The sequence below is a fragment of the Bacteroides galacturonicus genome (genome assembly GCF_003096855.1).
GTDB lineage: Bacteria > Bacillota > Clostridia > Lachnospirales > Lachnospiraceae > Lachnospira > Lachnospira rogosae.
The window spans coordinates 227,305-251,117 of record NZ_QEOA01000002.1; the positions used below are offsets into that span (position 1 = coordinate 227,305).

Sequence of the window (23,813 nt, forward strand, 5' to 3'; positions counted from 1 at the left end):
AGCGTGCTGTTTTCTGACATTTTTCGCAATCTCTTATATATATGACGTCATCAACAAATAAGCTCCTGTCAAACATATTAACATATTATTGAAAATACGCATCAAATACAGCCTTCGCTATATATTGTGCACTTGATACACCTGAATAGCCACCCTCAAGCACAACACTTACTACAATCTCTGGTGTCTCTGCCGGAGCAAATCCAACAAACCACGAATGTACATTATCACTATTATCGTATTGTGCCGAGCCGGTCTTACCAGCAGCATTATACGATGACCATCTCATTGAACCACCTGTACCTGAATCAACAACCTCTTCCATACATTCTGTAAGATACTGTGCTTCGTCACTTGTCATAAGCTTGTCAATAACTGTTGGTTTATTCTGTTTTACTACTCTGCCATAAGCATCTTCTATTCTGTCAACCAGATATGGTGTCATCATCGTACCATCATTAGCCACTGTTGCAGCTATCATAAGATTATGGAGTGGACTTATCATAGTTTTTCCTTGTCCAATTGCAGTTTCCTGTGCTTCACTTATGCCTGACTCCTCACTCAGTGCAAATGAACTTTTATTATATTCAAATGCGACCGGTATATTCTTATTAAATAAAAATGAGGTGCATAGATTCTTAAATGAGGTGAGCTTAAGTCCTGCACCTATATGCGAAAAGGCTGAATTACAGGAATTAGCAAAAGCATCTACAAGATCTTGCTTTCCATGTGCTTTTCCATCTGCACAGGGAATTGTTGTTCCGCCTTCCTCATAATCACTTCCGTCACATACATACATAAATGAATTATCTGTACCATTTTCCCTTATATACTCAAGTGTTGTAAGTATCTTAAAGGTTGAACCCGGTGCATACAATCCTTGTGTCGCCCTGTTTAAAAGAACTGACTCAGAACTATCATAATTAATCCATTTATCGTAATCTTTATCTACCAGATTAGGGTCAAAATCAGGCTTGGAAACCATTGCCAGTATCTTTCCTGTAGAACTTTCCATAACTATCACAGCACCTTTGTTACTGCCAAGCGCCTTATATGCTGCTTTCTGCAAGGTTGTATCCAGTGTTGTATACACATTATGTCCCTTTGCCTTATCGCCTGTTAAATCATTGGATATCTGATCAAATATATTATCCGTCTCAGATAACAGATAATAATTCTCTGTTGACTCAATTCCCATCTTCGTCTTGGAATTATATCCTATGACGTGGCCAAAAAGCTTTTTCTGTGGATACACTCTTGTCTCTGTACCATCATCAGCTGTATCAGTCGTTGCAAGCACTGTTCCATCAGAAGCATATATATCGCCTCTCACAACCTTATCAGCCTGATTATCTATTCTTTTATTATATGGATTGTTAATAACATCTTTGGCATCTTTGATATTAAATACACAAAGATATACTATCATAATTGCAAATAAGCCTATAAACACAAAAGATATTATATTAGTTTCCCTGTTTCTAAGGCCTTTTTTACTTCCTTCTACAATATCCGTTTCTTTTTCTTTACGCCTGATGTTTCTTCGGCGTTGTTTTTGCTGTTGATTGTTTTTTTGCATTTTTACCTTTTCTGTCATCTTCATACTCGCTTTCATCAAGTCTCATATTATACATTCCATTAATCAGTGCAAACATCACTAACGAACTTATTATAGAGCTTCCTCCATAACTTACGAACGGCAGTGTTACACCAGTCATCGGAATAAGCTTTATTGCTCCTCCAACTGTAAGGAACACCTGAAAGCCATATGTAACTCCAAGTCCAACTGCAACAAGCCTGTAAAACAATGTCTTACATCTTGATGCAATGTTCATCATAAGTATAAGATTATTAAGGCATACCAGTAATAACGATATAGCAAATATTAATCCAAACTCCTCTGAAATAGCTGAGAACATAAAATCCTTTTCTGCAACAGGAATTTTATCCGGCATACCCTGGCAAAAACCATATCCAAACCACGAACCCATTCCTATTGAAAACAGCGACTGGCATACCTGATAACCACTATCATCAATATGGCTCCACGGATCTTTCCATATTATAACTCTTTTTCTTACATGAGAGAAAAGCTTATAGGCGATAACACCTGCAACTCCTCCACCCATAATGCCTGCACCTGCATATAACACATTCTTGGTTGCAATATAAAGCATAGCAATATAGACCACGAAAAATATAAGTGCTGCTCCAAGATCTGTTGACAGCACAAGTATTATAACATGAAGTGCGGCAAATGCTGTAACTACAGCAGTCTGTCTGAATGTTGTTGCTTTATTAAACATCGAAGCTACAAACATTACATATAATATCTTTACGAATTCTGCCGGCTGTACTGACACAGGTCCTATTGTAAGAACAAGATTAGCTCCATATATCTTATTGCCAAGAAGAACTGCCAGCAGAAGCACAAGTCCTGTGCCACAATATATCCATCCCATCTTTCTGAAGCTTTTCACAGTCTTTAACAACCACGGAATGGCAAGCGTAAGCAATGTGCCTGCAACCGCTATAGCAAACTGCTTTACGCATTTGGTATAGCTTAATCTTGCTATCATAACAAAGCCAACCGCCATCAGCATACACATATTATTGACGAGCAGTCTTGATGCTTTAGGATAAAATACCATATAAAGCATAATAACTGCACCAAGATATACCAGCTGTGCAAAATACAGATATATATAATTCATATCATCATACACAACATACATTATAAGATAACCAGTAAAATGTACAATTACCATTATAACATTCTGTATCCGGTATATCTTTTTTCTTTTATCTTCATTTCTTATTACTGCACCCCTGTATGCCGCGAGTGCATAGAAAGCCATAAGAAATGCAAGTACATATTTTGATAATTCCAAACAAACTGTCTGCATAATTAATTGACTCCTCTATAGAAATGTCCCTTATATGGCGATACCCCCTCAAAGCTTAAAGCTTTCTTTATTGTAAAAGTATCTTCATCTATGAACTCAAATCTTAACGACCTAACACCAAGGTCATTTCTTTTAAGTTCTTCTGTTAAATCAAATGTGCCTGCCCACGTCACTGTGTAACAATAACTGCATACGCTCTCAACTATGTAGCTTACATCACTACCCTGCTTTAAAAGAGTTGTACTACACTTCTTATCACATATTCCATAAGTCTTTCTAACACACGATTTAGATACCATAGCAGGTATTTTTCCATACACAATAATCTCACTTCCAGCAGTCAGAGTATCCTGTAACTCAGAATTATTAAGCTCAAGCGGAAGTGTGTGGGATAGCAGCCTTACCCCCGCCTTATCAGCAATATCTTTCAATTCATAACCTGCATACTTATTAAATACATACAGTCCTGTATCAGTAATTATATCTTTAACTTTAGACTTTCTGCTTCCTATAAGTCCGATTTCTTCAATATTTCTTACAAGATAGCCATCTATTATTCCAGTATTATGTTCTATATCATCAAGCATAGCCGAAAGCTGTCTTGCCCTGCTCTGTTCAAGAATATAAGGAAGTGCTATAAACAGCTTAATTCTCATTTTGTTAATTTTTTCACACGCTTTAATAAATCTCTGCCGGTCGCTGTAATACATTCCAAAATCAAGATATATTCTTCCAACTACAATATCAAGCTTATTATCAGGACTGTTGACTATATCAATCACCGAGCTGACAATATCAAAGGAATGACAATATACTGTACATAACATCTTGCCAGCATTATCTGACACATCATTATATTGGCTTTCAATACCTGTGCAATTATTGTGATACTCATTATGTGCATCACAATCCGAACTTAATATGCTATTATCCTGCTCGTTATATGTCATACAGCAGGGATTTATTATACTATCGTCCGGCTCTTTATATGTCCTGCAATATGAACTTAATATATTATTATCAAGCTGTGCTATAACTTCTCTTCTTAGCTTCTTTAATTCTCCAACCGATAAGAACACATCATTATCCATATGAAGTTCTATGCCAGACACTTTATATCCGGTGTTACCTGTCATTATAAGCTTGCTCTTAACATCTTCGTAATCGGCTGGCTGTTTTAAAGCTTTAGTCACCTCACTGCCTGATATGCTTGCACTGAATTGACCAGTCACAGCGGTAAGACTTAATGGTGAGCCTTTCACAGCCTCCATATACATATCAATATCTCTTTCAAAGCTTGTCTGCACATACTTTTCTTTTACAAGTCTTTCAAGAGAAGAATTCTTCATTCTGTTAATAATTCTGTCCTTGTACAGATTATATTTTCTTGGAAGATTGACCACTAAAGTATTACCCGCCTTAACAAACGAGCCACTCTCAAAGCTGTGTTCCTTGTCAATCTCGAATACATCCTGTGGATTGATATCCTTTAATGCTTTAAATGTAACTCTTCCCTTATCATTGCTAACAACCTTTAATGCTTCGCTCCCCCTATGATTAGGACGTTCATACGACATCATCTCCTTACCCTTCTTGCTGTTATAAAACCCTGTCGTAAAAGAGCCTCGGTTATATATATCACATAGATTATCTATATCTTTCTTAGTTATTTTATAGCCTTTTCTTCCATATTTAATGTACTCGTCAACATAATGCCTATATATAGAAGTAACATATGCGGCATAGGTCACATTTTTCATTCTTCCTTCTATCTTTAACGAATACACACCAGCTTCTATTATATCTGGAAGTATAGGCAGGGCACACATATCTTTAGGACTTAATGCAAAGGAATTATCTTTGTCGTTAATCTGACAGTCATTATCATATACTTTATAAGAAAGCCTGCAGGGCTGTGCACATCTTCCCCTGTTGCCGCTTCTTCCACCTCTGAAACTGCTCATAAGACATTGTCCCGAGTAACAATAACACATAGCACCATGAACAAAGCTTTCAATCTCCATATCCGGACAATCTTTATGAAGCTGTGCAATCTCAGTTAATGTCATCTCTCTTGAAGTGACAACACGCTCTGCACCCATATCCCACAGAAGCTTAGCACCAAGACTGCCTGTCTGTGTCATCTGTGTGCTTGCGTGTATGTCCATATCTGGAAAATGCTTCTTTATAAGCCGCATAACTCCTAAATCCTGAACAATAACCGCATCAAGTCCGTGTTCATAAAATGGTCTTATATATGAAATCAATTGTCCTTCTATCTCTTTGTGCTTAAGAAGTGTATTAACTGTAAGATATATTCTGCACCCAGCTCTATGTGCATAGTCAAGTGCTTCAAGCATCTCTTCATTATTAAGATTGCCTGCGTATGCCCTTGCACCGAACATATCTCCTCCAAGATACACCGCATCTGCCCCTGCATTAATAACAGCCTTACATATTTCAAGAGAACCTGCTGGTGCAAGAACTTCTATTCTGTTGTAGTTGTTACCATGTGTTAATTCCATAATATATCATTTATCCTCATTCTATAATACTTATTAATCAAATCGGGACTGTAGCACATTGTCCCCAGCCCCGCTAAATATAATTATTTCTTTGAATCATTAAGTTCTGTTTCAAGCTTTACAATGGTATTTTGAAGCTTCTCTATGTTACCCTTCAATTCCTCAATCTGCTTATCAGCAGACTCAGACTTTATCTGTGCTGCAATAAGTTCGTGCTTAAGGTCATAGATTTCCTTATCTTTATTCTCAATCTCTAAAGATAAACCATCACCAAGCTTCTTTGCCTTAAAATAATCATCGGCAACATTAAGATACATAAGATTAGCTCTTATCTCTGCTGACTGCTTTCTAAAATTCTCGTCTTTACCGAACTCAGCAAGTTTATTATTAATATATGATGCTATCTTCTGAAGATATTCTTCACTTTCATATCCTCCCAAAGTAAATACTTTTCCACCTATGATTACCTCTGTTGTATTCTTTGATGACATCTGCATCCTCCTGACCTGCTTAACAATAATATATAGTAAGTATACAATATCTACTCTCTTAGTTCAATACCAAGATTATCATATGCTTTCTTTGTTGCAACTCTTCCTCTAGGTGTCCTGTTAATATAATCATTCTGTATAAGATATGGCTCATATACATCTTCAAGCGTTCCCGAATCTTCACCAATAGAAGCCGCAAGTGTCTCTATTCCAACAGGTCCTCCGTCAAATTTCTCTACAATTGTAGAAAGAATAAGCCTGTCATTCCTATCAAGTCCGTCCCTGTCAACATCTAAAAGGTCAAGTGCATAATCAGCAACATCTTTAGTTATATTACCGTCATATTTTACCTGTGCAAAATCCCTTACCCTCTTTAATAATCTGTTGGCAAGTCGTGGTGTTCCCCTTGATCTTCTTGCAAGCTCATATGCACCATCATCATCAATATCAACACCAAGAACCTCTGCTGACCTTACTATAATCTTCTTTAATTCATCACAATTATAGAATTCAAGATGATTAACAACTCCAAATCTATCTCTTAAAGGTGCAGATAAAAGTCCTGCTCTTGTCGTTGCACCAACAAGAGTAAAATGCGGAAGGTCAAGTCTTATCGACCTTGCAGTAGCACCTTTTCCAATCATTATATCAATCTCATAATCTTCCATTGCTGGATACAGTACTTCCTCAACCTGTCTGTTAAGTCTGTGTATCTCATCAACGAACAATATATCTCCCTCACTAAGATTATTGAGTATTGCTGCCATTTCTCCAGGTTTCTCTATAGCCGGACCAGAAGTTACCTTTATATTAACTCCCATTTCATTAGCTATAATTCCAGCAAGTGTTGTCTTACCAAGTCCAGGAGGTCCATAAAATAAGACATGGTCTAGCGAATCTCCTCTCTCCTTTGCTGCCTTTATATATACTTTAAGGTTTCTTTTAACCTTTTCCTGTCCTACATAATCATCAAGCTTTAATGGTCTTAACGAATTCTCTATCTTTGCATCTTCCGTAAGGATTTCTGTGGATATTATTCTTTTTTCCACGTTGTATTTCACCTCCTCATAATTAAATACCCTTTTTATAACTAAGCACTATTTTATAATCAAATGCTCTCTTATATTCAAATATTCTTTTATTTTACCTATAAAGTTGCAAGGCTTTTAAGAGCCTCCTTAAGTATTGCCTCTGAATTCTTCTTATCAATATCATCAACCTTCTTGACAGCCTTAATCGCATCCTTACTGCTATAGCCAAGTGATACAAGTGCCTCAACAGCATCATTCATAACAATAATAGAATTATCCTGCTCTGCTGCCGCATTTGCCTTATTTCTGTTATTAAGTGCCATCTCAAAGGCTTCCTCAACCTTTAACTTATCCTTAAGTTCAATAATAAGCCTCTGTGCTGTCTTAGCACCAACACCCGGACAGCTCTTTATAAGATTAACATCATCTGACAGTACTGCAAATCTTAAATCATCTGTGCTGATTGCTGATAATATTCCAAGTGCCCCCTTAGGACCTATTCCGTTGACATTTATTAATAATTTAAATACGTTAAGTTCATCTCTTGTAAGAAATCCATACAGGCTCATATCGTCTTCTCTTACGTGCAGATATGTATACACCTTTACAAATTCACCTGATTTAGGGATATTTTCAGCTGTAAGGGACGATGTCCTAATGTCATAGCCAATCCCATTATTCTCTATAACTATCCCTTCTGGTGTCATCTCAACAAATTCACCTATTATATATGAATACATTATTACTCTCCGCTCTTATATTTAAAATACTATTTATGATTCTATTTTGTTGTTTTTATCCTATTTTTCAAAATGCTGTTTTATAATATCATTACTTTTGTGCTCATTATGTCATATGCCCTGCATTGCTTTTCCACGCATCCGAAGTTTCGAAGAAACTTCTAAGTGACTACGAAGTAGTCATATTATATCATAATTTTTACAAATAAATATTACTTCCGCATTCCAAGACAATGGTTAATAAACTGCTGTGCGGTTCTTCCTGATATGCCTCCGTGGCTTAATTCCCACTTATTAGCCTCAGCCATAAGTTCTTCTTCTGACATATCAAGTCCATTTTTCTTGGCAAGTCCTATTACAATATTATAATATTCCTTATTAGATGGTTTAGAATAGCTTATCTGACACCCAAATCTATTAACAAGCGACATCTTTTCTTCAATCGTATCTGATCTGTGAAGTCCGTTAGAAGATTCCATATCATTTCTGTCGTTCCATGTTTCTTTGATAAGATGTCTTCTGTTAGATGTCGCATATATAAGAATATTGTCAGGCTTAGTTTCAACGCCACCCTCAATGACTGCCTTTAAGAACTTGTACTCAATCTCAAATTCTTCAAATGATAAATCATCCATATATATAATGAACTTGTAGTTTCTGTTCTTAATGGCCGCTATTACATTTGATAAATCCTTAAACTGATGCTTATATATCTCTATCATTCTTAAGCCCTGGTCATAATATTCATTAACGATAGCCTTGATACTTGTAGACTTACCAGTTCCGCTGTCACCAAATAAAAGAGCATTATTGGCTTTTCTGCCCTGAACAAAGTTCTCTGTATTCTCAACAAGCTTCTTTTTTTGTATCTCATATCCAATAAGATCATCTAATACAACCTTATCCATATTATTAATAGGGTTAAATGTAAGCTTTCCATTCTCTGTTGCAGATATTCTGAACGCCTTGTTAAGTCCGAACATACCTACGCCATATGCTTTATAGAATTCTGTAACTATATCAAAGAATTCATCTGCATTAGCAGCTTTGGCAAGCTTTTCGCTTAATGCCTGAACCTTTTCACTTACATTTTTATTATACATCAGCTCCTTCTTAACGATTGCCTTATAATCAGAGATTATAGAGAAACAGTCAATGCCGAGTTCTTTCTCTATAAATGAAAAATCATAATGGAAAAGATTGTAGAATACTTTAAAGTCATTCTTTGCAAATACATTAACACTTCCGTCATTAGCTCCTACCTTTTCACAGGTAATGCTGAATGGATTCTCATTAGTAATAAGAAAATATGTAAGATAATTCTGCCATAAATTCTTATCGAAACCATAATCTGTTGCAACTTCTAAAATTCTTTTTACCTGAGTATATATATCTGTAACCAGCTCTTCTTTTGATGATAATTTGTTATCAAAACGATTGAATATATCTGCCATTGATGATAAAATAGAACTGTTATCGAGATTTCCATACATAATTAATTGAGATATTTCTTTATACATTTTAGTATTCCTTTCGCCAATGTGTATATGTAACTTTTATATAATAACACATATAATATCACATTGAGAGCGAATTTTGTCACTTTTTTTAGAAATATTAGTTCGATTAACTATTGACAGCTAACGAACTAATGATATAATCTGTAAAGAACTTTGCAAAAGTTTGTAAAAGTTTTAACAGGCTTTTATTTTTTAATGATTAGTGAGGATTTCAAATGAAAATCGTATCAGATATCAACGCATTTGTGTATATTGTATTGACCATCTTCTATTGTTATCAGGGAATATACGTTATTATCGCATTGCTTGGTAAAAAGAAAAAAAAGAATTACAACACCGAAGCTAAGACACTTCACAAATACGCATTTATTATTGCCGCACGTAATGAAAATGCCGTTATCGGCAATTTAATTGACAGTATTAAGAACCAGAATTATCCTTCAGAGCTTATTGATGTTATCGTAGTAGCTGATAACTGTACTGATAATACTGCGGAGATTTCAAGACAACACGGTGCCATTGTTTATGAGCGTTTCAACAATATACTTATTGGTAAAGGCTATGCTATGGACTATGTCTTTAATAAGATATGTGAAGAACGCGGTGATTACACTTGTTATGACGGTTATTTCGTATTCGATGCAGATAATATTATCGATGTCAATTACGTCAGAGAGATGAACAAAGTATTCGACAGTGGGTACAAAGTTGTCACAAGCTATCGTAACTCTAAGAATTATGACACTAACTGGATTACAGCCGGTTATTCTTTATGGTTTATAAGAGAAGCTAAATATCTTAACAACCCACGAATGATGATTAAGACAAGCTGTGCTGTATCCGGAACTGGCTATCTTGTAGACAGCTCTATTATCAAGAAGAACCACGGCTGGAAATGCAATCTTTTAACAGAGGATATTGAATTTACTGTAACTAATATTCTTGATGGCGAAAAGGTTGGTTATTGCGAAGATGCTATGTTCTATGATGAACAGCCAACAACATTTAAACAGTCTTGGAATCAGCGTATGCGTTGGACAAAAGGCTTCTATCAGGTATTATTTAAGTATGGCAGAGACTTATTCAGGACAATGTTCAAGGAAAAGAGAATGTTCGTATCCTGCTATGATATGATAATGACACTTGCACCTGCTACTTTATTTACACTTGGAACAATACTTCTTAATGTAATAATATTATTATGTGGTGGTCTTAATCCTACATTATTCAAGCAGATTGCTGGTCCAACTGTTCAGGCTATTTTACTTGGTTTCTTTAATTTCTATATGATGCTTTTAGTAATAGGACTTATAACTTTAATAACTGAGTGGAAGAAGATTCTTGCACCTGCAAGAAAGAAGATTATGTATCTTTTCTCTTTTCCTCTCTTTATAGCTACATATATTCCAATCTCAATTGTAGCGTTATTTAAGAAGGTTGAATGGAAGCCAATTCCTCATACTGTTGTTAAGACTATTGATGATTTATCAATGACACAGTATAAGCAGTAATTCTATTAAAAATTTAAACTAAATAATGATATAAAAAAAGGGGCTGTCGCACTAAGAAATTAGTGCGATGCCCCTTCTTTTATGTTAAGGCGGTATATAATCTAAAAAAATAAATCCCAGGCTTCGAAAAACCTGGGATTTATAGTAAAATATTAGTATGCTATTACATAATAAATTACAAAAAGATTATACTTTAAATCAGAGTGGATATCAACTAAAACTTCCACTCGAAAACTGCAAAAGAGATATCAATTTCATATTTCTTCTAGAAGGGCATTCTGCACCTGACCATGCAACACTTGCACGATTCAGAAGCATTCATTTTGCCCCTTGTTCTAAGCGTATTCTCGCAGAAGTTTCAAGATTGAGGCAAATGCCAATAAATATACTTTCGTGTGGAAAAAAGCCGTTACAAAAAATCAGGCAAAACTGTTAATTAAATTAGCTGATTTTGTAGCTGAATGTGAACAACTCTATGACATAAAAATAGTTTATGGAAATGTAATAAAAATCAAACATTTAAAGAGACTACGCAAGAAGCTGTATGCTCTCAAAAATGCTGGAAATATCACATTCGTGCATGGTATAGGCAAAAGAAAAACACCATTACAAAAAAGTATTGAAGCATTAGAAGAAACTCTTTCTAAACTTAAAGAATACACTCAATAATAAATAGTAACTTAAAAATCGTATTTTTATAGGAAAAAGAGGCTGGTACCCTAACGATTTTCAATCGTTAAAGCGACAGCCCCTTATTTGCTTTATTCTACAAACACAATCATTACTTTTCATTCCTGTCAATCTTTAAATCTTTGTAATATTGCATTGGAGTAACACCATATTCTTTCTTAAATGCTCTAAAAAAATGATTATACCCTCCAAATCCACCAAGCTCATATACCTCATGAATACTTTTCCCCTGCTCTATATAATGGCGGCATAAATCAAGTTTGCTCTTTACAATGTATGAATGAGGTGTCTCACCTGTCAATTTTTTAAACTCTCTTACTATATGATAACGGCTTATATAAAATTCATTTTCCAAGCGCTCCAACGAGATATCTTCTGTCAAATGTTCTCTGATATAAATAAAAATATCATCCATTACAACGTGTTTTTTCTTCTTCTTCTTGATCTGTACATCATCCTGAACAGATGAGCGAAGTGCAAGTACAAGAATCATAGTTAATAGGCTTTTCTCGTATAATGAGTGGGCAAATTTAGGCAGCTCATTATTCATCGAATAGAGCTTTTTTGATATATTCTTTATAAGCATAGCCGATTCAGTCTCAGAATGAACAATCTTAACTTGATACGGAACAAAATCAAACGCTTCATCAAGTCTTGTTTCTTCATCTGACAATTTCCTTAAAAGTTCTCCACCTATATAAAGAACATAAACTTCAAGAGGATACTTATTTTTACGATATTCAAGCTTTACTTTATTACCTGGCTTAATAAATATCAAATCCTCCATAGTACATACAATATTATCGTCCTCCTGGTGCATATACCCTATCCCACCAGCTATAAATACAATTGTATAGCTCTCCTTTTGCCCAAAGCTTCGCTGGGCACTATCCAATATTTTCAAATATTCCATTTTGTAGCCTTGCTTTTTCATATGTCTATTTTGTACACTTTCCTATTATATTTTTTGTTCATTTCGTCAAAATATACAATATATCAATTTTTCGTAGTTTGCAAGCAATATTTGTATATGGATATCAGCATAACCCCAATATAATAAGATTGTAGCTACTAAAACAATATAAATGTTTGGAGGTAAATTATCATGAAAGAAACAAGACCTTTTTCCATGAAGGACAAAATTGGTTACACTCTTGGCGATTTGGGATGTTGCTGTACTGAGCAGTTCCGTGCCATGTATCTTGCTATTTTTTATACACTGGTATTAAAAGTTAATCCAGTACACGTAGGAATCCTTATGCTTGTTACAAAGTTTTGGGATGCTATAAATGACCCTTTAATTGGTGCACTTGTTGATAGCCACAAAAACAAAGGAAAAGGAAAATTTATTCCTTGGATTAAATTCTTTGCTTTTCCAACTGCAGTACTCTGTATATTAGGATTTGTTAACGTAAGCAATTTCGCTTATGGTGCACGTATTGCTTATATGTTCATTACATATATTGTTTACGAAATTATGTACACATGTGTCAACGTTCCATTTGGTAGTCTTTCAAGTGTAATGACTGATGATGTTAACCAACGTACTGACCTTTCTCGTTTCAGAAGTCTTGGCGGTACAATTTTTATGACAGTTATCGTTATTGCTGGACCATTATTCTTATATAAAGATAACCAGCCAGTACCTAGCCATTTCCTTATTATGTCAGCAATCTGTGCAGTTATTGGATTAATCTGTCTTATGTTTACATCTCATTGGTGTAAAGAGCGTATTATTACAGAACCAGTTGTTGAGAAAAAAGAAAAGTTTAACTACTTCCAGGTAATTAAAGATATTACTAAAAACAAAGCATTACTCGGAGTTATGTTATCAAGCTTTATCGGTATTGTTGGAGCAGGTATGGTTAACGGATTAAATACTTATTTATTCCGCGATTATTTTGGAAATGTTGCCATCATGGCAGTTTCAGGTATGCTAAGTGTACTCTGGTCACTTATTGCATTCGTAGGCACAAAATTTGTTGCTAAGAAATTTGGAAAGAAAGAATGGATTATGTACAGTGCAACTTTCTCAGTTGTTGTTTATGCTATTTTATTCTTCTTCCCACTTGAAAATCCTTTGCTCTTTATTATCATCAACGGAATCTGCTATCTTGGAGTAAGTGGTTTCCAAGTATTAGTTTGGGCACTTGTAAATGATGCAATTGATTATCAAGAACTTCAGACAGGAAAACGTAATGAAGGAATTGTATATTCGGCATATACATTCTTCCGTAAACTTGCTAATGCTGTATCAGGAAGTATGAGTAGTTTTGCACTTGCAATTGCTGGATTCCAGGTTAATGAAGCTGTCCAGAATGAAGCATTCTCAGGACATCTTTGGAAAACATATACAGGTTTATATGTTGTAGGATATTTATTAGCTGTTCTGGTATTAAAATTTATCTATCCTCTTACAAAAGAGAAAACAGCTGAAATGTTACAGGATTTAGCTGACAAGCGAAATGCTACAACTGCAGAATAAAATTAGAAATGGAGGTATTTTAAATTGACAAAACAAGTAGAAATCACAAACCGTGATGGACACATCTTACGCGGAATAGTTAACATTCCAGAAGATGGCACAAGATTTCCTGCTATTGTAAATGTACATGGCTTTACAGGGAATAAAAGCGGTTACAAAAGTATTTATACGCACACAGCCAGATTATTAGCTGAACATGGATTTGCCAGTGTCCGTTTTGATTTATACGGAAATGGTGAAAGTGATGGTGAATTCGAGGACATGACCTTTACAGGTATCCTACACGATATCGAGGATATTATAAACTGGACTAAAACACAAGATTTTGCCAATCCAGATAAGATTATCTTATCTGGTCAGAGTATGGGAGGATACGCAGCTGCTACTGCCGCTCCTATTGTTAATCCTTATGCTCTCATACTTATGTGTCCAGGTGCTGGAATGTGGTTTGGATGTAAGGATCGTGCTGAAGCCATGGAAGCTAAGGGGATCACCAAGGCCGATATTGAAGGACTCACTTTCCCAACATCTTTTAATCATGATTTATTTAATTATGAGCCATTCTCGTCAGCAGAAGGATACAACGGACCAGTCCTCCTTATAAGAGGAACTGCAGATGATTTGGTAGATGATGCAACATGCCATAGATATGAGTCACTTTACAATGGAAAATGCAATTATAAAACAATTGAAGGCGCTAATCACAATTTTGCCAGTGCTTTTGCAAGAGCAGAATTAGACAAATTAATGTTAGAGTTTTTAACACCACTTAAATAGTATATTCAATTTGAAAGGAAGTATGAACAATGAAATTATTAGAGTCTATAAAAGTTGGAAATATTGAGTTTAAAAACCGTATTATGTTCCCACCACTTACAACAGGATATGAGGAAAAAGATGGTTCAATTGGAGAACAAAGTTTTCGTTTTTACGAGCGTCTCGCAAAAGGCGGTGTCGGATATATAGTAATTGGAGATGTTGCACCACTTCCAACATTCTCTCCTACACCAAAGCTTTATTCACCTGAGCAGGTTCAAAGCTTCAAAAAACTTGCTGACGTATGTCATGAAAATGGTGCAAAGCTTGGAATTCAGTTATTCCATCCTGACTACAATGTTAAAGCTTTAAACGATATGTTTCATCAGGGCAAAATGCAGGAAGCAAGAGCTAAACTTCACCATGATATGCAACACTTTGTAAATGAAGTAACTGCAGAAGAACTTGATGAAATAATAAAGCATATGGAAAACTGTGCTATCTTAGCACACGAAGCTGGTGTTGATTGTATTGAAGTACATGGAGACCGTCTTGTTGGTTCTCTTTGCTCTCCTATTTTAAATCATAGAACTGATGAATATGGCGGTGACCTGGCTAATCGTACACGTTTTGCATTAACACTCGTAAAAAGATTAAAAACAATTGTACCTGACATGGTTATCGACTACAAGCTTCCTATAGTTACTCCTCTTGGAGAAAATAGTTTTAGAGGAAAAGGTGGTCTTCCACTTGATGAAGCTTGCATTTTTGCTAAAGAATTAGAAGCTTGCGGTGTTGACACATTACATGTTGCACAGGCTAACCATACTGGAAATATGGGTGATACAATCCCTGCCATGGGAACACAGCCATACGGATTTATGGTTTCTTATTCTAAAAAAATAAAAGAGCTTGTATCTATTCCTGTATCTGTAGTAGGCCGTATCGTTACACCAGAAGCTGCCGAAGCAGTTATTGCAAATGGTTCTGCTGATATCATTGGATTAGGTCGTTCTCTTCTCGCAGACCCTGACTTTGCAAACAAATGCGCAGATGGACATTGCTGTAATGTCAGAACATGTATGATGTGCAATAAGGGATGTACAGATAATATTCAGAATCGTGCTTTCTTAAGTTGTGTACTTAATGCTGAAAACGGTTACGAAGCAACACGACATATAACTCCTGCAGCATCATCAAAGAAAATAGCTATTATTGGTGCTGGTATCGCTGGACTTGAAGCTGCACGTGTTGCTGCATTAAGAGGTCATAGTGTAACCATTTTTGAGAAATCACTTCAGATTGGTGGTCAGTTACTTATTGCTAGTGTACCTCCAAGAAAAGAAGAAATGATGAGAAGCATTAATTATTATACAAATGTACTTCCTGAATTGGATGTAACATTCAGGCTTGGTCAGGAATTCACATCCCAAGATTATAATTCATTCGATGAAGTAATTGTGGCAACAGGAGCAAACAATGCAATAATCCCTGTTCCTGGCAAAGATCTTCCAACTGTAGCAAGTGCATGGGATGTACTTGCCAAGAAAGAAATCGTATTCGGTAATGTTTCTGTAATCGGTGGTGGTCTTGTAGGTGTTGAAACCGCTGAATATCTGGCTTCACGCGGATGTAAGGTTACAATTATTGAAATGATGGATCAGATTGCAAAAGAAGAAAGTAACACTATTTTACCTACTCTAATGAGGGAATTAGAGCATTATAATGTTCAAATAGTAACATCTGCAAAATTATCAGAAATTAAAGATGATTCTGTAGTTGTTGAAAAAACAGTAGACGACAATACATCAACAGAAGAAATTGCTTCAGACTTTGTTGTAATGGCTGTTGGTGCAAGAAAGAACCTTCCAGAGCTTTCTGATTGTCCTCTTCCACTTCACTATATTGGTGATTGTGCTGGAGAACGTCCAAGTAATATTGAGCATGCTATTAAATCAGCATATGATGTAGCATGTGAAATATAAATTATTAATTACCCTATTACCACAAAGGGGCTGTCGCACTAAGAAATTAGTGCGATGCCCCTTCTTTTTAAAAAGTGCCTGAATTTAGAAATATCAAAATAAAAATCTTTAAAACCCGTATAGGTTTATTAAAGTACGCCAATTTTTGGAACATCCCATTCATTTTAATAAATAGTAACTTAAAAATCGTATTTTTATAGGAAAAAGAGGCTGGTACCTTAACGATTTTCAATCGTTAAAGCAACAGCCCCTTTTTTTACATATTTAACTACTATTCCTGACACAATTCCTATAATAATACCTGTTATTACACCAGCTATTATAAGCACTGGCAGATAATATATTATAGCACTGCTTCCCATTATAAATATTGCCGCGATTATCTGTCCGACATTATGCATAATTGCTCCACTTACACTCACACCGATATACGAAAAACTGTCTATTTTTTTTAGAACAATCATCGTTACCATACTAAGCACTGCTCCCGCAATACTAAACAAAAAGCTGTTAAGATTACCAAAAAGCATTGCAGTCAGTGATATTCTTAAAATATTAATTATAACCGCTTCCTTAATTCCCAATGTATAAAGAATTGTGATAACTGCTATATTGGCAACTCCAAGCTTAATTCCAGGAACTGGTATTGGAACTGGTATAATACTCTCAATATAGCTGAATATCATAGCCAGTGCCGTAAGCACCCCGCACATAGCAATGTTATATGTGCTGTTGTTCTTTTTATGTTCTTTTGTCATATTCTTTAATGTATTTACTCCTTCAACTATTATATAATAATTTTCTTTTCATCCTATTCTGCATTTACAAACACACTATTGCACTTTTTTCCAACTGCCTTACTTATATTACTATCTTACTATTGAATCGACCCCGCTATCATCAGCCGCCGCTCCTATAATCTCTACAACCACACGGTGTGGAAGACAGACTATTGTTTCACCTGTCTTGCTTATCCTTCCTGTCTTAACACATAACTTGTCAGGGCAATCAGCATCTGTCATTGTCACACCACCATTTTCTATTGTGACAATATTGCTTCCACCCTGATATCCTTCTATAGTCAGTGTTTCATTCTGATTGACAGGTATTGTATTTACCACCTGTCCGTCAACCTTTATCTGCACAAATGCACCATCTTTCTTAACAAAATGATTAATCACAACAAATGCAATAACTGCTATGATTACAAATGCTGCAATTAATATTATATCTTTTTTATATTTATGATTATTATTATCCAAATATCTGTCCTTACTTTCCATATTACTTATATATTTATTGTTCCACTCCATATTCCAATGAGCCTGTCCAGTGAATATGCCGCATTAGCAGGGCTTGTGGACGGAAGAACAACAGCTTCAATACCCAACACCTTCTGCTGGTACTTTTTGTAATAATTACCTGAAGCTGCACCATTACAGTATACACGTTCAATCCGGGAATTGCTTATAATCTGTCCTAAATCCGTTGGCACAACATTTTTAATACTGCTGTCACTTGAACCAATTATATCGCAGCTATATATAGTATCCCATAAAGCTATATGATTATTATGAAGCATCATCTTCTTCTCCTCTATTGTAACTGGGACTTCAATATTCTTATCATTCATTCCACTGTTATTAATGACTGCCGTTATAACCTTCCAGAACCTGTTGCCCGGATGTCCATAGAAAAACATCTGCTCTCTCGATTTAACTGATGGCAGACTTCCAAGAATAAGTATCTTAGAGTTATTGTCATAAAGCGGAGGAAATGGATGAATAATATGCTCATACTGTGACTTCATTAGTTGTTATCTCCTGATATATTTATAATATTTTCTATTTATACTGTCAGCTATTATCCTCTACCAGCAGTTTCTTAAATTTAACCATAAATACACTTGTGGTAACCACTGCCGCTATAATGTCACTTACAGGTTCAGCAAGAAATACCGCTAACACTTTATTGCTCATAAATACTGGAAATATGAATATAAGTGGTATAAGCAGTATCAGCTTTCTAAGGCAAGCCATAATAAGGCTGACCTTTGCCTGTCCCAGTGCCATAAAACTCTGCTGACAGCATATCTGAAAGCCCAGTGAAAACATTCCTGCCATATATACCCTTAACGTCCACACTGTATACTGCTTAAGTTCTGCATTGTTTGTAAACATTCCGGCAAATACCTGAGGCACAAGCATCATAACTGCCCAGCTTGCAATTGTAAATATAATACATACCTTAAACTGTGTAAAAAATGCCTTCTTAACCCTGTCATAATTCTTAGCACCATAATTGTAACTCATAATAGGCTGTCCACCCTGACATATTCCCTGCAATGGCATAAGAACAAGCTGGTTAGTGCTTGTTATAATTGTCATAGCACCAACCGCCAGATCACCGCCATAACGTGACAGACTTGATGTAAAGCTTACAGATAATATGCTCTCTGTTGAAAGCATTACAAAGCTTGATATTCCAAGTGCAAGGCAGGGCATTATTATAGTGCTTTTAAGCTTCAGATTACATTTTCTAAGTCTTAAAATGGTCTTATCTCCTGTAAGAAAATGCAGTATCCATACTGCACCAACTGCCTGACTAAGCACTGTTGCAAGTGCTGCTCCCTGAACACCCATATTAAATACAAATATAAATATTGGGTCTAATATAATATTAATAACTGCCCCGATAACTGTCGTCATCATACTAATCTTCGCAAAACCCTGCGTTGTAATAAACAAATTCATTCCTAACACAATAAGCACAAATATGCTTCCAAGCACATATATCCTTGAATATGAAAGAGCATATGGCATTGTAACACTGCTTGCACCGAACCATTTAAGAAGCACTGGCAATGTCCCATAAAATCCTGCTGTAAGCACGACTGCACATATCACTAAAAATGTAAAACAGTTCCCGACAATTTTCTCTGCTGTAGCATTATCTTTCTTACCCATATAAATAGCCGCCCTTGGTGCTCCGCCCGAGCCTGCAAGCATTGCAAATGCATTAAGAAGCATAAGAACTGGCGTAAATAAACCAACACCCGTAAGTGCATCTGCACCTATCTGTGGTATATGTCCTATATATATCCTGTCAACTATATTATAGAGCAAATTCACTACCTGAGCTACAACCGCTGGAATTGCAAGCTTTGCCATAAGCTTAGGTATACTGCCCTCACCTAAATTATTAATCATATTATTCTTCCTCAAACCATCTTATTTCTTATCTCTTCAACCATAGTCTCATTGGTCATACCAAGCTCTTTAAGAAGCTCTGCTGGATTATAACGGTCATAGAATTTTTTTCAAGTTTTATAGCTGCTGCCAGACTTTCACCCATCTGATAAAAATCACCAAGTGCAAGTATCGCAACATTTTCTCCCTGCTGTTCCACCTTATACTTTCCAATCTCGCTATAATCCTTATCACCCTCACGATCTGTAACCTCATTACCCGGAATAAGTATCATAACAGGGTGTTCCTTCTGGTCAAGCATTTGTTATGTCTGATTTATTCAAAAATTTATTTCTTTGAATTCTTCACCATTTTCACTATTTAATCTAAAAAGAATATGTGAACCAAACCAATTATCACTTTCAAGCACTTTATAATTAACTTCTTTATATTTTACAGGAATAACTTCATCACCATCTGCATTTATTACTCCGTAATATCCATCTATATCTTGAACAATTGCAAAACATTCAAAATACACTTCTGAAATATTAACATATTCATCAAATGACTTAATCACCTGAACGCTGTCACTATCGATATCTAAATAAAATATAATTGCGTGTCCATTTTTTACAGCGCTGCATAATGCTGTAACTGTTGGCAGTTTTTCGATATAATCAGCCCCATCAAATATAACTTTTCCATTTTTATTAACAATTCCCCAATAACCATCTTTAAACTTTACTCTAGCATAATTACCCTGATATTCATAATCATAAATCTCTGCATAATCATCCCTTATCTGTGTTTCTTTATTATCTGATATAAAATTATCTGCATTATTCTTTTCATTATCTGTTGTTGACACTGAATATTCTGATTTATCAGTCTGCGAACTATTATTTTTGTTGCCTGTTATTTCATATATAACCATTATTGCTATAATCAAAATAACAGCTACGCATATAACAATATATTTTTTATTTGTCTTTTTCATATAAATATCTCCTATTAATTACAATTAACCACATTTGCAATTATATGCCGAAAAACTCAACGTTATTATATCCTAAAACTTCAGGATATTCCTGTGTAATTTCTATGCTGAAGCCGTTGCTGGTATGTTTATCGACCTGTTCCAAAATCCGGATAAAGCTAACTATGCCAGAACTTATGAATATTTCTCAGTTAACTTTTTACGTTCATCTGCAAGCCATGTTACAAACTGTTCCATACCTTCACCTGTCTTTGCACTTATTGGCATAATTATAGCATTTGGATTAAGTTCTTTAACATGATTAGTAAACTTCTGCATATCAAAATCAAATGCTTTCAGAGTATCTATCTTATTAACAAGTACAACATTACATACTGAGAACATAAGCGGATACTTAAGCGGCTTATCATCACCCTCAGGAACTGACAGTATCATAACATTACGGTGTGCCCCTGTATCGAACTCAGCAGGGCACACAAGATTACCTATATTTTCAAGAAATAGTATATCAAGGTCATCTACACCATACTCGCTTATTGCATCTGCCGTCATCTTGGCATCTATATGACACAAACCTCCGTTATGTATCTGCATTGTCTTTACACCAGTTGACTCTGCTACTCTTCTTGCATCTATATCAGACTCAATATCAACGTCCATCTCACCTATGCGGTAATCATCTTTAAGCATATTGATAAGTCTTGACAGCATAGTAGTCTTACCACTTCCCGGTGATGACATAATATTAACGAAAAACACCTTCTTATCATTTAACATACGGCGTGTCATATCCGCCTGATTATCATTCTTAGAATACACACTTTCATTTAATTTAATAACTCTGACTTCTGCCATCTTAATCTCCATTTCCAAACTACTATTTAATATAGTTATAGTCTAATAGTTTTTCACTATCTTTGTCAATATCAGTCTCTTTCATTAACTACATTTCATATAATTGTTTTTGATGTATAGAAAGAGGCGCCGCACTAATTTCTTAATGCGACACCCCTTTTTATTGTTACTATAAAATTGAGAAAGTTTTAATGTGAATCACTTATTATATTTACCTGATTGTTTATTTGTATATTACTTCTTATATCCAAATTCTGGAATATTGCTCCATCTGTTACGGAAGTAATGAGCTACCATCTTAGGCTTTCTATCCCTTGTGAATAAGCCTTTCTTGTTACCCTGTACTCTGAGTAAGCTCTGGCTTGTAGCAAAATCTGCAAAGTTCCATGCCTGCTCACCAACTACGAATTCGAATTCATCAAATACCTTATTGTTCATCTCATAATACTCAACCTGATATTCCTCTGTATACATAACAGATGTTGTATCGTGAAGTCCGCTGACAGTATCTGCACCATATTCTGTAAACATTACTGGCTTTCCAAGCTTGCCCCAGTCTGAAAGTTCCTTGCGAAGTCCTTTTTCAGAGATTTCAAGGTCTGGTCCACCAAAATACCAGCCATAATAACGGTTAAGGCATATAACATCGCTTAATTTAGAAGAACAATCAGTATCAGCAGTTGTTCCCTGAACACTTACTAATGTGCAAGGACGTTTCTGTGGATCGATTTCCTTTGCAAGGTCAAACAATGGTTTAAAGTAATCATATGCTCCCTCTGCTGCTGAGTCAGGCTCATTGGCAATACTCCACATAACAACACAGGCATGGTTCTTATCTCTTGAAATAAGGTCTCTTACAACATCCTTATGATGCTCCTGTGTCTGAACTCCGTGTTCTTTATCAAATGTACCGATTCTTTCTCCGCCAAAGTTAGCACCGCCACCAAACTGAAGGTTAACACCTACTGCTGTTGTTTCATCAATAACAACGATACCTTCCTCGTCACATAATCTCATCATCTCTTCACTGTATGGATAATGGCTTGTTCTGAAGCTGTTAGCATGCTGCCACTTCATAATAGATATATCCTTTGTGTTCATAGGAAGATTAATTCCTCGTCCATTAGGGAATGTATCCTCATGCTTTCCATAGCCCTTAAAGTAAAATGGTTTTTCATTAATAAGGAACTTAACTCCATCTACTCTTACGCTTCTTACACCATATGGAAGAGTATATACATCTTCTCCTGCTGTAACCTTTATCTGGTAAAGATAAGAATTTAATGGCTGCCATAGCTTTACATTCTCAAGCTCAAGCTTTCCCTGTGTTCCTGCTGCCTCTGCAACCTTGTTACCCTCAGCATCAAACACCTCAACCTTACAAGCCGTGCTATCCTTATCCACACCCTCAATATCAACAGCATAGTTAAGTACTGCTGATGGTGTTTCCTTTCCAAAGTCAATATCTGATGTTACTGTAATATCATTGATATAAGTTTTAGGTGTTGTGTATATCTTAACTGGTCTTGTGATACCGCAGTAGTTAAAGAAGTCAAAGTTAGGATTATTCTGAGGCTTTTCAGATGCTCCTGCACCCATTCCGCCCATCAGACCGCTCATCATGTTAGCCTTTCCACCAACTGGAAGAGTTGTGTAATCTATAACATTATTGACTGCGATTGTAAGAAGATTATCACCATCCTCTAATACATCATTTAACTCAACTTCAAATGGAAGGAAGCCACCCTTATGCTCACATATTAAATTACCATTAAGATAAATCTTTGCATAATGTGTTACTGCTGCACATCTTAATACAATTCTCTGGCTCTTTACATATGATGGAACTGAAATGTTTCTCTGATAGAATACCCATCCGTAATGATCCCTGAAATCAGCTCCTTCCTTTAAATCGTTGTATGAAGCTGGAACTGGCATAGTATCTGCATCCTTTAATGGTGCTTCATACCATTTCTCATCAAAGCCATTGCCATTGTCTAACTTAAAATCCCATACTCCACTTAAGTCACTTAATAATCTTGATTCTGTTAAAATTGGATATAACATAATTGATTCCTCCTGTAATTTTAAAATTTTGTATAATAATTTGTATAATAATTTTATTTTTCA

Annotated in this window: 21 protein-coding genes; 5 read left to right on the plus strand and 16 right to left on the minus strand. The window is 35.5% G+C overall.

The window, feature by feature from the left end; genetic code table 11:
• Positions 1–85: 85 nt before the first annotated feature.
• The 7 genes from C7390_RS01115 to C7390_RS01145 all read right to left on the minus strand — a co-directional run bounded on the left by C7390_RS01115 (position 86) and on the right by C7390_RS01145 (position 9,213).
• Entirely contained in the window at positions 86–1,603 is a 1,518-nt protein-coding gene (locus C7390_RS01115) for a penicillin-binding transpeptidase domain-containing protein (protein WP_318255807.1), read from the minus strand.
• Positions 1,527–2,906 (minus strand): FtsW/RodA/SpoVE family cell cycle protein, encoded by a 1,380-nt coding sequence (locus C7390_RS01120; protein ID WP_116443430.1) that lies wholly within the window; start codon positions 2,904–2,906, stop codon positions 1,527–1,529. The genes C7390_RS01115 and C7390_RS01120 overlap by 77 nt, the downstream gene beginning before the upstream one ends.
• A gap of 2 nt (positions 2,907–2,908) precedes the next feature.
• On the minus strand, positions 2,909–5,431 hold the full coding sequence (locus C7390_RS01125; protein WP_116443431.1) for a peptidase U32 family protein: 2,523 nt from the start codon (positions 5,429–5,431) through the stop codon (positions 2,909–2,911).
• 83 nt (positions 5,432–5,514) lie between these two features.
• On the minus strand, positions 5,515–5,922 hold the full coding sequence (locus C7390_RS01130) for a cell division protein ZapA (RefSeq protein WP_022501832.1): 408 nt from the start codon (positions 5,920–5,922) through the stop codon (positions 5,515–5,517).
• A 50-nt stretch (positions 5,923–5,972) separates the two neighbouring features.
• The gene (gene ruvB / locus C7390_RS01135) at positions 5,973–6,971 is read right to left on the minus strand and encodes a Holliday junction branch migration DNA helicase RuvB (protein WP_055174640.1); all 999 of its coding nucleotides are present in this window, start codon (positions 6,969–6,971) and stop codon (positions 5,973–5,975) included.
• Positions 6,972–7,069: 98 nt separating this feature from the next.
• Entirely contained in the window at positions 7,070–7,693 is a 624-nt protein-coding gene (ruvA, locus tag C7390_RS01140; protein ID WP_116443432.1) for a Holliday junction branch migration protein RuvA, read from the minus strand.
• A 212-nt stretch (positions 7,694–7,905) separates the two neighbouring features.
• Entirely contained in the window at positions 7,906–9,213 is a 1,308-nt protein-coding gene (locus C7390_RS01145; protein ID WP_022501835.1) for an ATP-binding protein, read from the minus strand.
• A 215-nt stretch (positions 9,214–9,428) separates the two neighbouring features.
• On the opposite strand from C7390_RS01145, the gene C7390_RS01150 reads away from it, so the two are divergent.
• Both C7390_RS01150 and C7390_RS13510 read left to right on the plus strand, forming a co-directional pair.
• The gene (locus C7390_RS01150; RefSeq protein WP_022501836.1) at positions 9,429–10,724 is read left to right on the plus strand and encodes a glycosyltransferase family 2 protein; all 1,296 of its coding nucleotides are present in this window, start codon (positions 9,429–9,431) and stop codon (positions 10,722–10,724) included.
• 393 nt (positions 10,725–11,117) lie between these two features.
• Complete coding sequence (locus C7390_RS13510; RefSeq protein ID WP_318295456.1) at positions 11,118–11,393, plus strand: hypothetical protein; 276 nt, start codon at positions 11,118–11,120, stop codon at positions 11,391–11,393.
• A 112-nt stretch (positions 11,394–11,505) separates the two neighbouring features.
• Here the strand turns inward: C7390_RS13510 and C7390_RS01160 are convergent, their stop codons facing one another.
• Positions 11,506–12,327, minus strand: coding sequence for a helix-turn-helix domain-containing protein (locus tag C7390_RS01160; protein ID WP_318256001.1), 822 nt, complete (start codon positions 12,325–12,327; stop codon positions 11,506–11,508).
• A 192-nt stretch (positions 12,328–12,519) separates the two neighbouring features.
• On the opposite strand from C7390_RS01160, the gene C7390_RS01165 reads away from it, so the two are divergent.
• From C7390_RS01165 to bilR, 3 genes are read left to right on the plus strand one after another with little or no spacing between them, the layout of a single operon-like run.
• On the plus strand, positions 12,520–13,899 hold the full coding sequence (locus C7390_RS01165; RefSeq protein WP_055174632.1) for an MFS transporter: 1,380 nt from the start codon (positions 12,520–12,522) through the stop codon (positions 13,897–13,899).
• Between the two features lie 24 nt (positions 13,900–13,923).
• The gene (locus C7390_RS01170) at positions 13,924–14,676 is read left to right on the plus strand and encodes an alpha/beta hydrolase (RefSeq protein WP_055174630.1); all 753 of its coding nucleotides are present in this window, start codon (positions 13,924–13,926) and stop codon (positions 14,674–14,676) included.
• Between the two features lie 29 nt (positions 14,677–14,705).
• Positions 14,706–16,640, plus strand: a complete 1,935-nt coding sequence (bilR, locus tag C7390_RS01175; RefSeq protein ID WP_116443433.1) for a bilirubin reductase, long form — start codon at positions 14,706–14,708, stop codon at positions 16,638–16,640.
• A 218-nt stretch (positions 16,641–16,858) separates the two neighbouring features.
• Here the strand turns inward: bilR and C7390_RS01180 are convergent, their stop codons facing one another.
• From C7390_RS01180 to uidA, 8 genes are all read right to left on the minus strand, one after another.
• A complete protein-coding gene (locus C7390_RS01180) occupies positions 16,859–17,398 on the minus strand; it encodes a Gx transporter family protein (RefSeq protein ID WP_022502174.1) in 540 nt (179 codons plus the stop codon).
• A gap of 111 nt (positions 17,399–17,509) precedes the next feature.
• A complete protein-coding gene (locus C7390_RS01185) occupies positions 17,510–17,953 on the minus strand; it encodes a NusG domain II-containing protein (protein WP_082437116.1) in 444 nt (147 codons plus the stop codon).
• Positions 17,929–18,450 (minus strand): DNA-deoxyinosine glycosylase, encoded by a 522-nt coding sequence (locus tag C7390_RS01190; protein ID WP_116443434.1) that lies wholly within the window; start codon positions 18,448–18,450, stop codon positions 17,929–17,931. Before C7390_RS01190 ends, C7390_RS01185 begins: the two co-directional genes overlap by 25 nt.
• A gap of 46 nt (positions 18,451–18,496) precedes the next feature.
• Entirely contained in the window at positions 18,497–19,849 is a 1,353-nt protein-coding gene (locus tag C7390_RS01195; RefSeq protein WP_116443435.1) for an MATE family efflux transporter, read from the minus strand.
• A 55-nt stretch (positions 19,850–19,904) separates the two neighbouring features.
• On the minus strand, positions 19,905–20,150 hold the full coding sequence (locus tag C7390_RS01200) for a hypothetical protein (protein WP_055306567.1): 246 nt from the start codon (positions 20,148–20,150) through the stop codon (positions 19,905–19,907).
• An 18-nt stretch (positions 20,151–20,168) separates the two neighbouring features.
• Positions 20,169–20,828: a WG repeat-containing protein gene (locus tag C7390_RS01205; protein ID WP_055306566.1), complete on the minus strand. Its 660-nt coding sequence runs from the start codon at positions 20,826–20,828 to the stop codon at positions 20,169–20,171.
• Between the two features lie 174 nt (positions 20,829–21,002).
• The gene (gene hypB / locus C7390_RS01210; RefSeq protein WP_055174613.1) at positions 21,003–21,683 is read right to left on the minus strand and encodes a hydrogenase nickel incorporation protein HypB; all 681 of its coding nucleotides are present in this window, start codon (positions 21,681–21,683) and stop codon (positions 21,003–21,005) included.
• A 234-nt stretch (positions 21,684–21,917) separates the two neighbouring features.
• Complete coding sequence (uidA, locus tag C7390_RS01215; protein ID WP_022502167.1) at positions 21,918–23,750, minus strand: beta-glucuronidase; 1,833 nt, start codon at positions 23,748–23,750, stop codon at positions 21,918–21,920.
• Positions 23,751–23,813 lie beyond the last annotated feature (63 nt).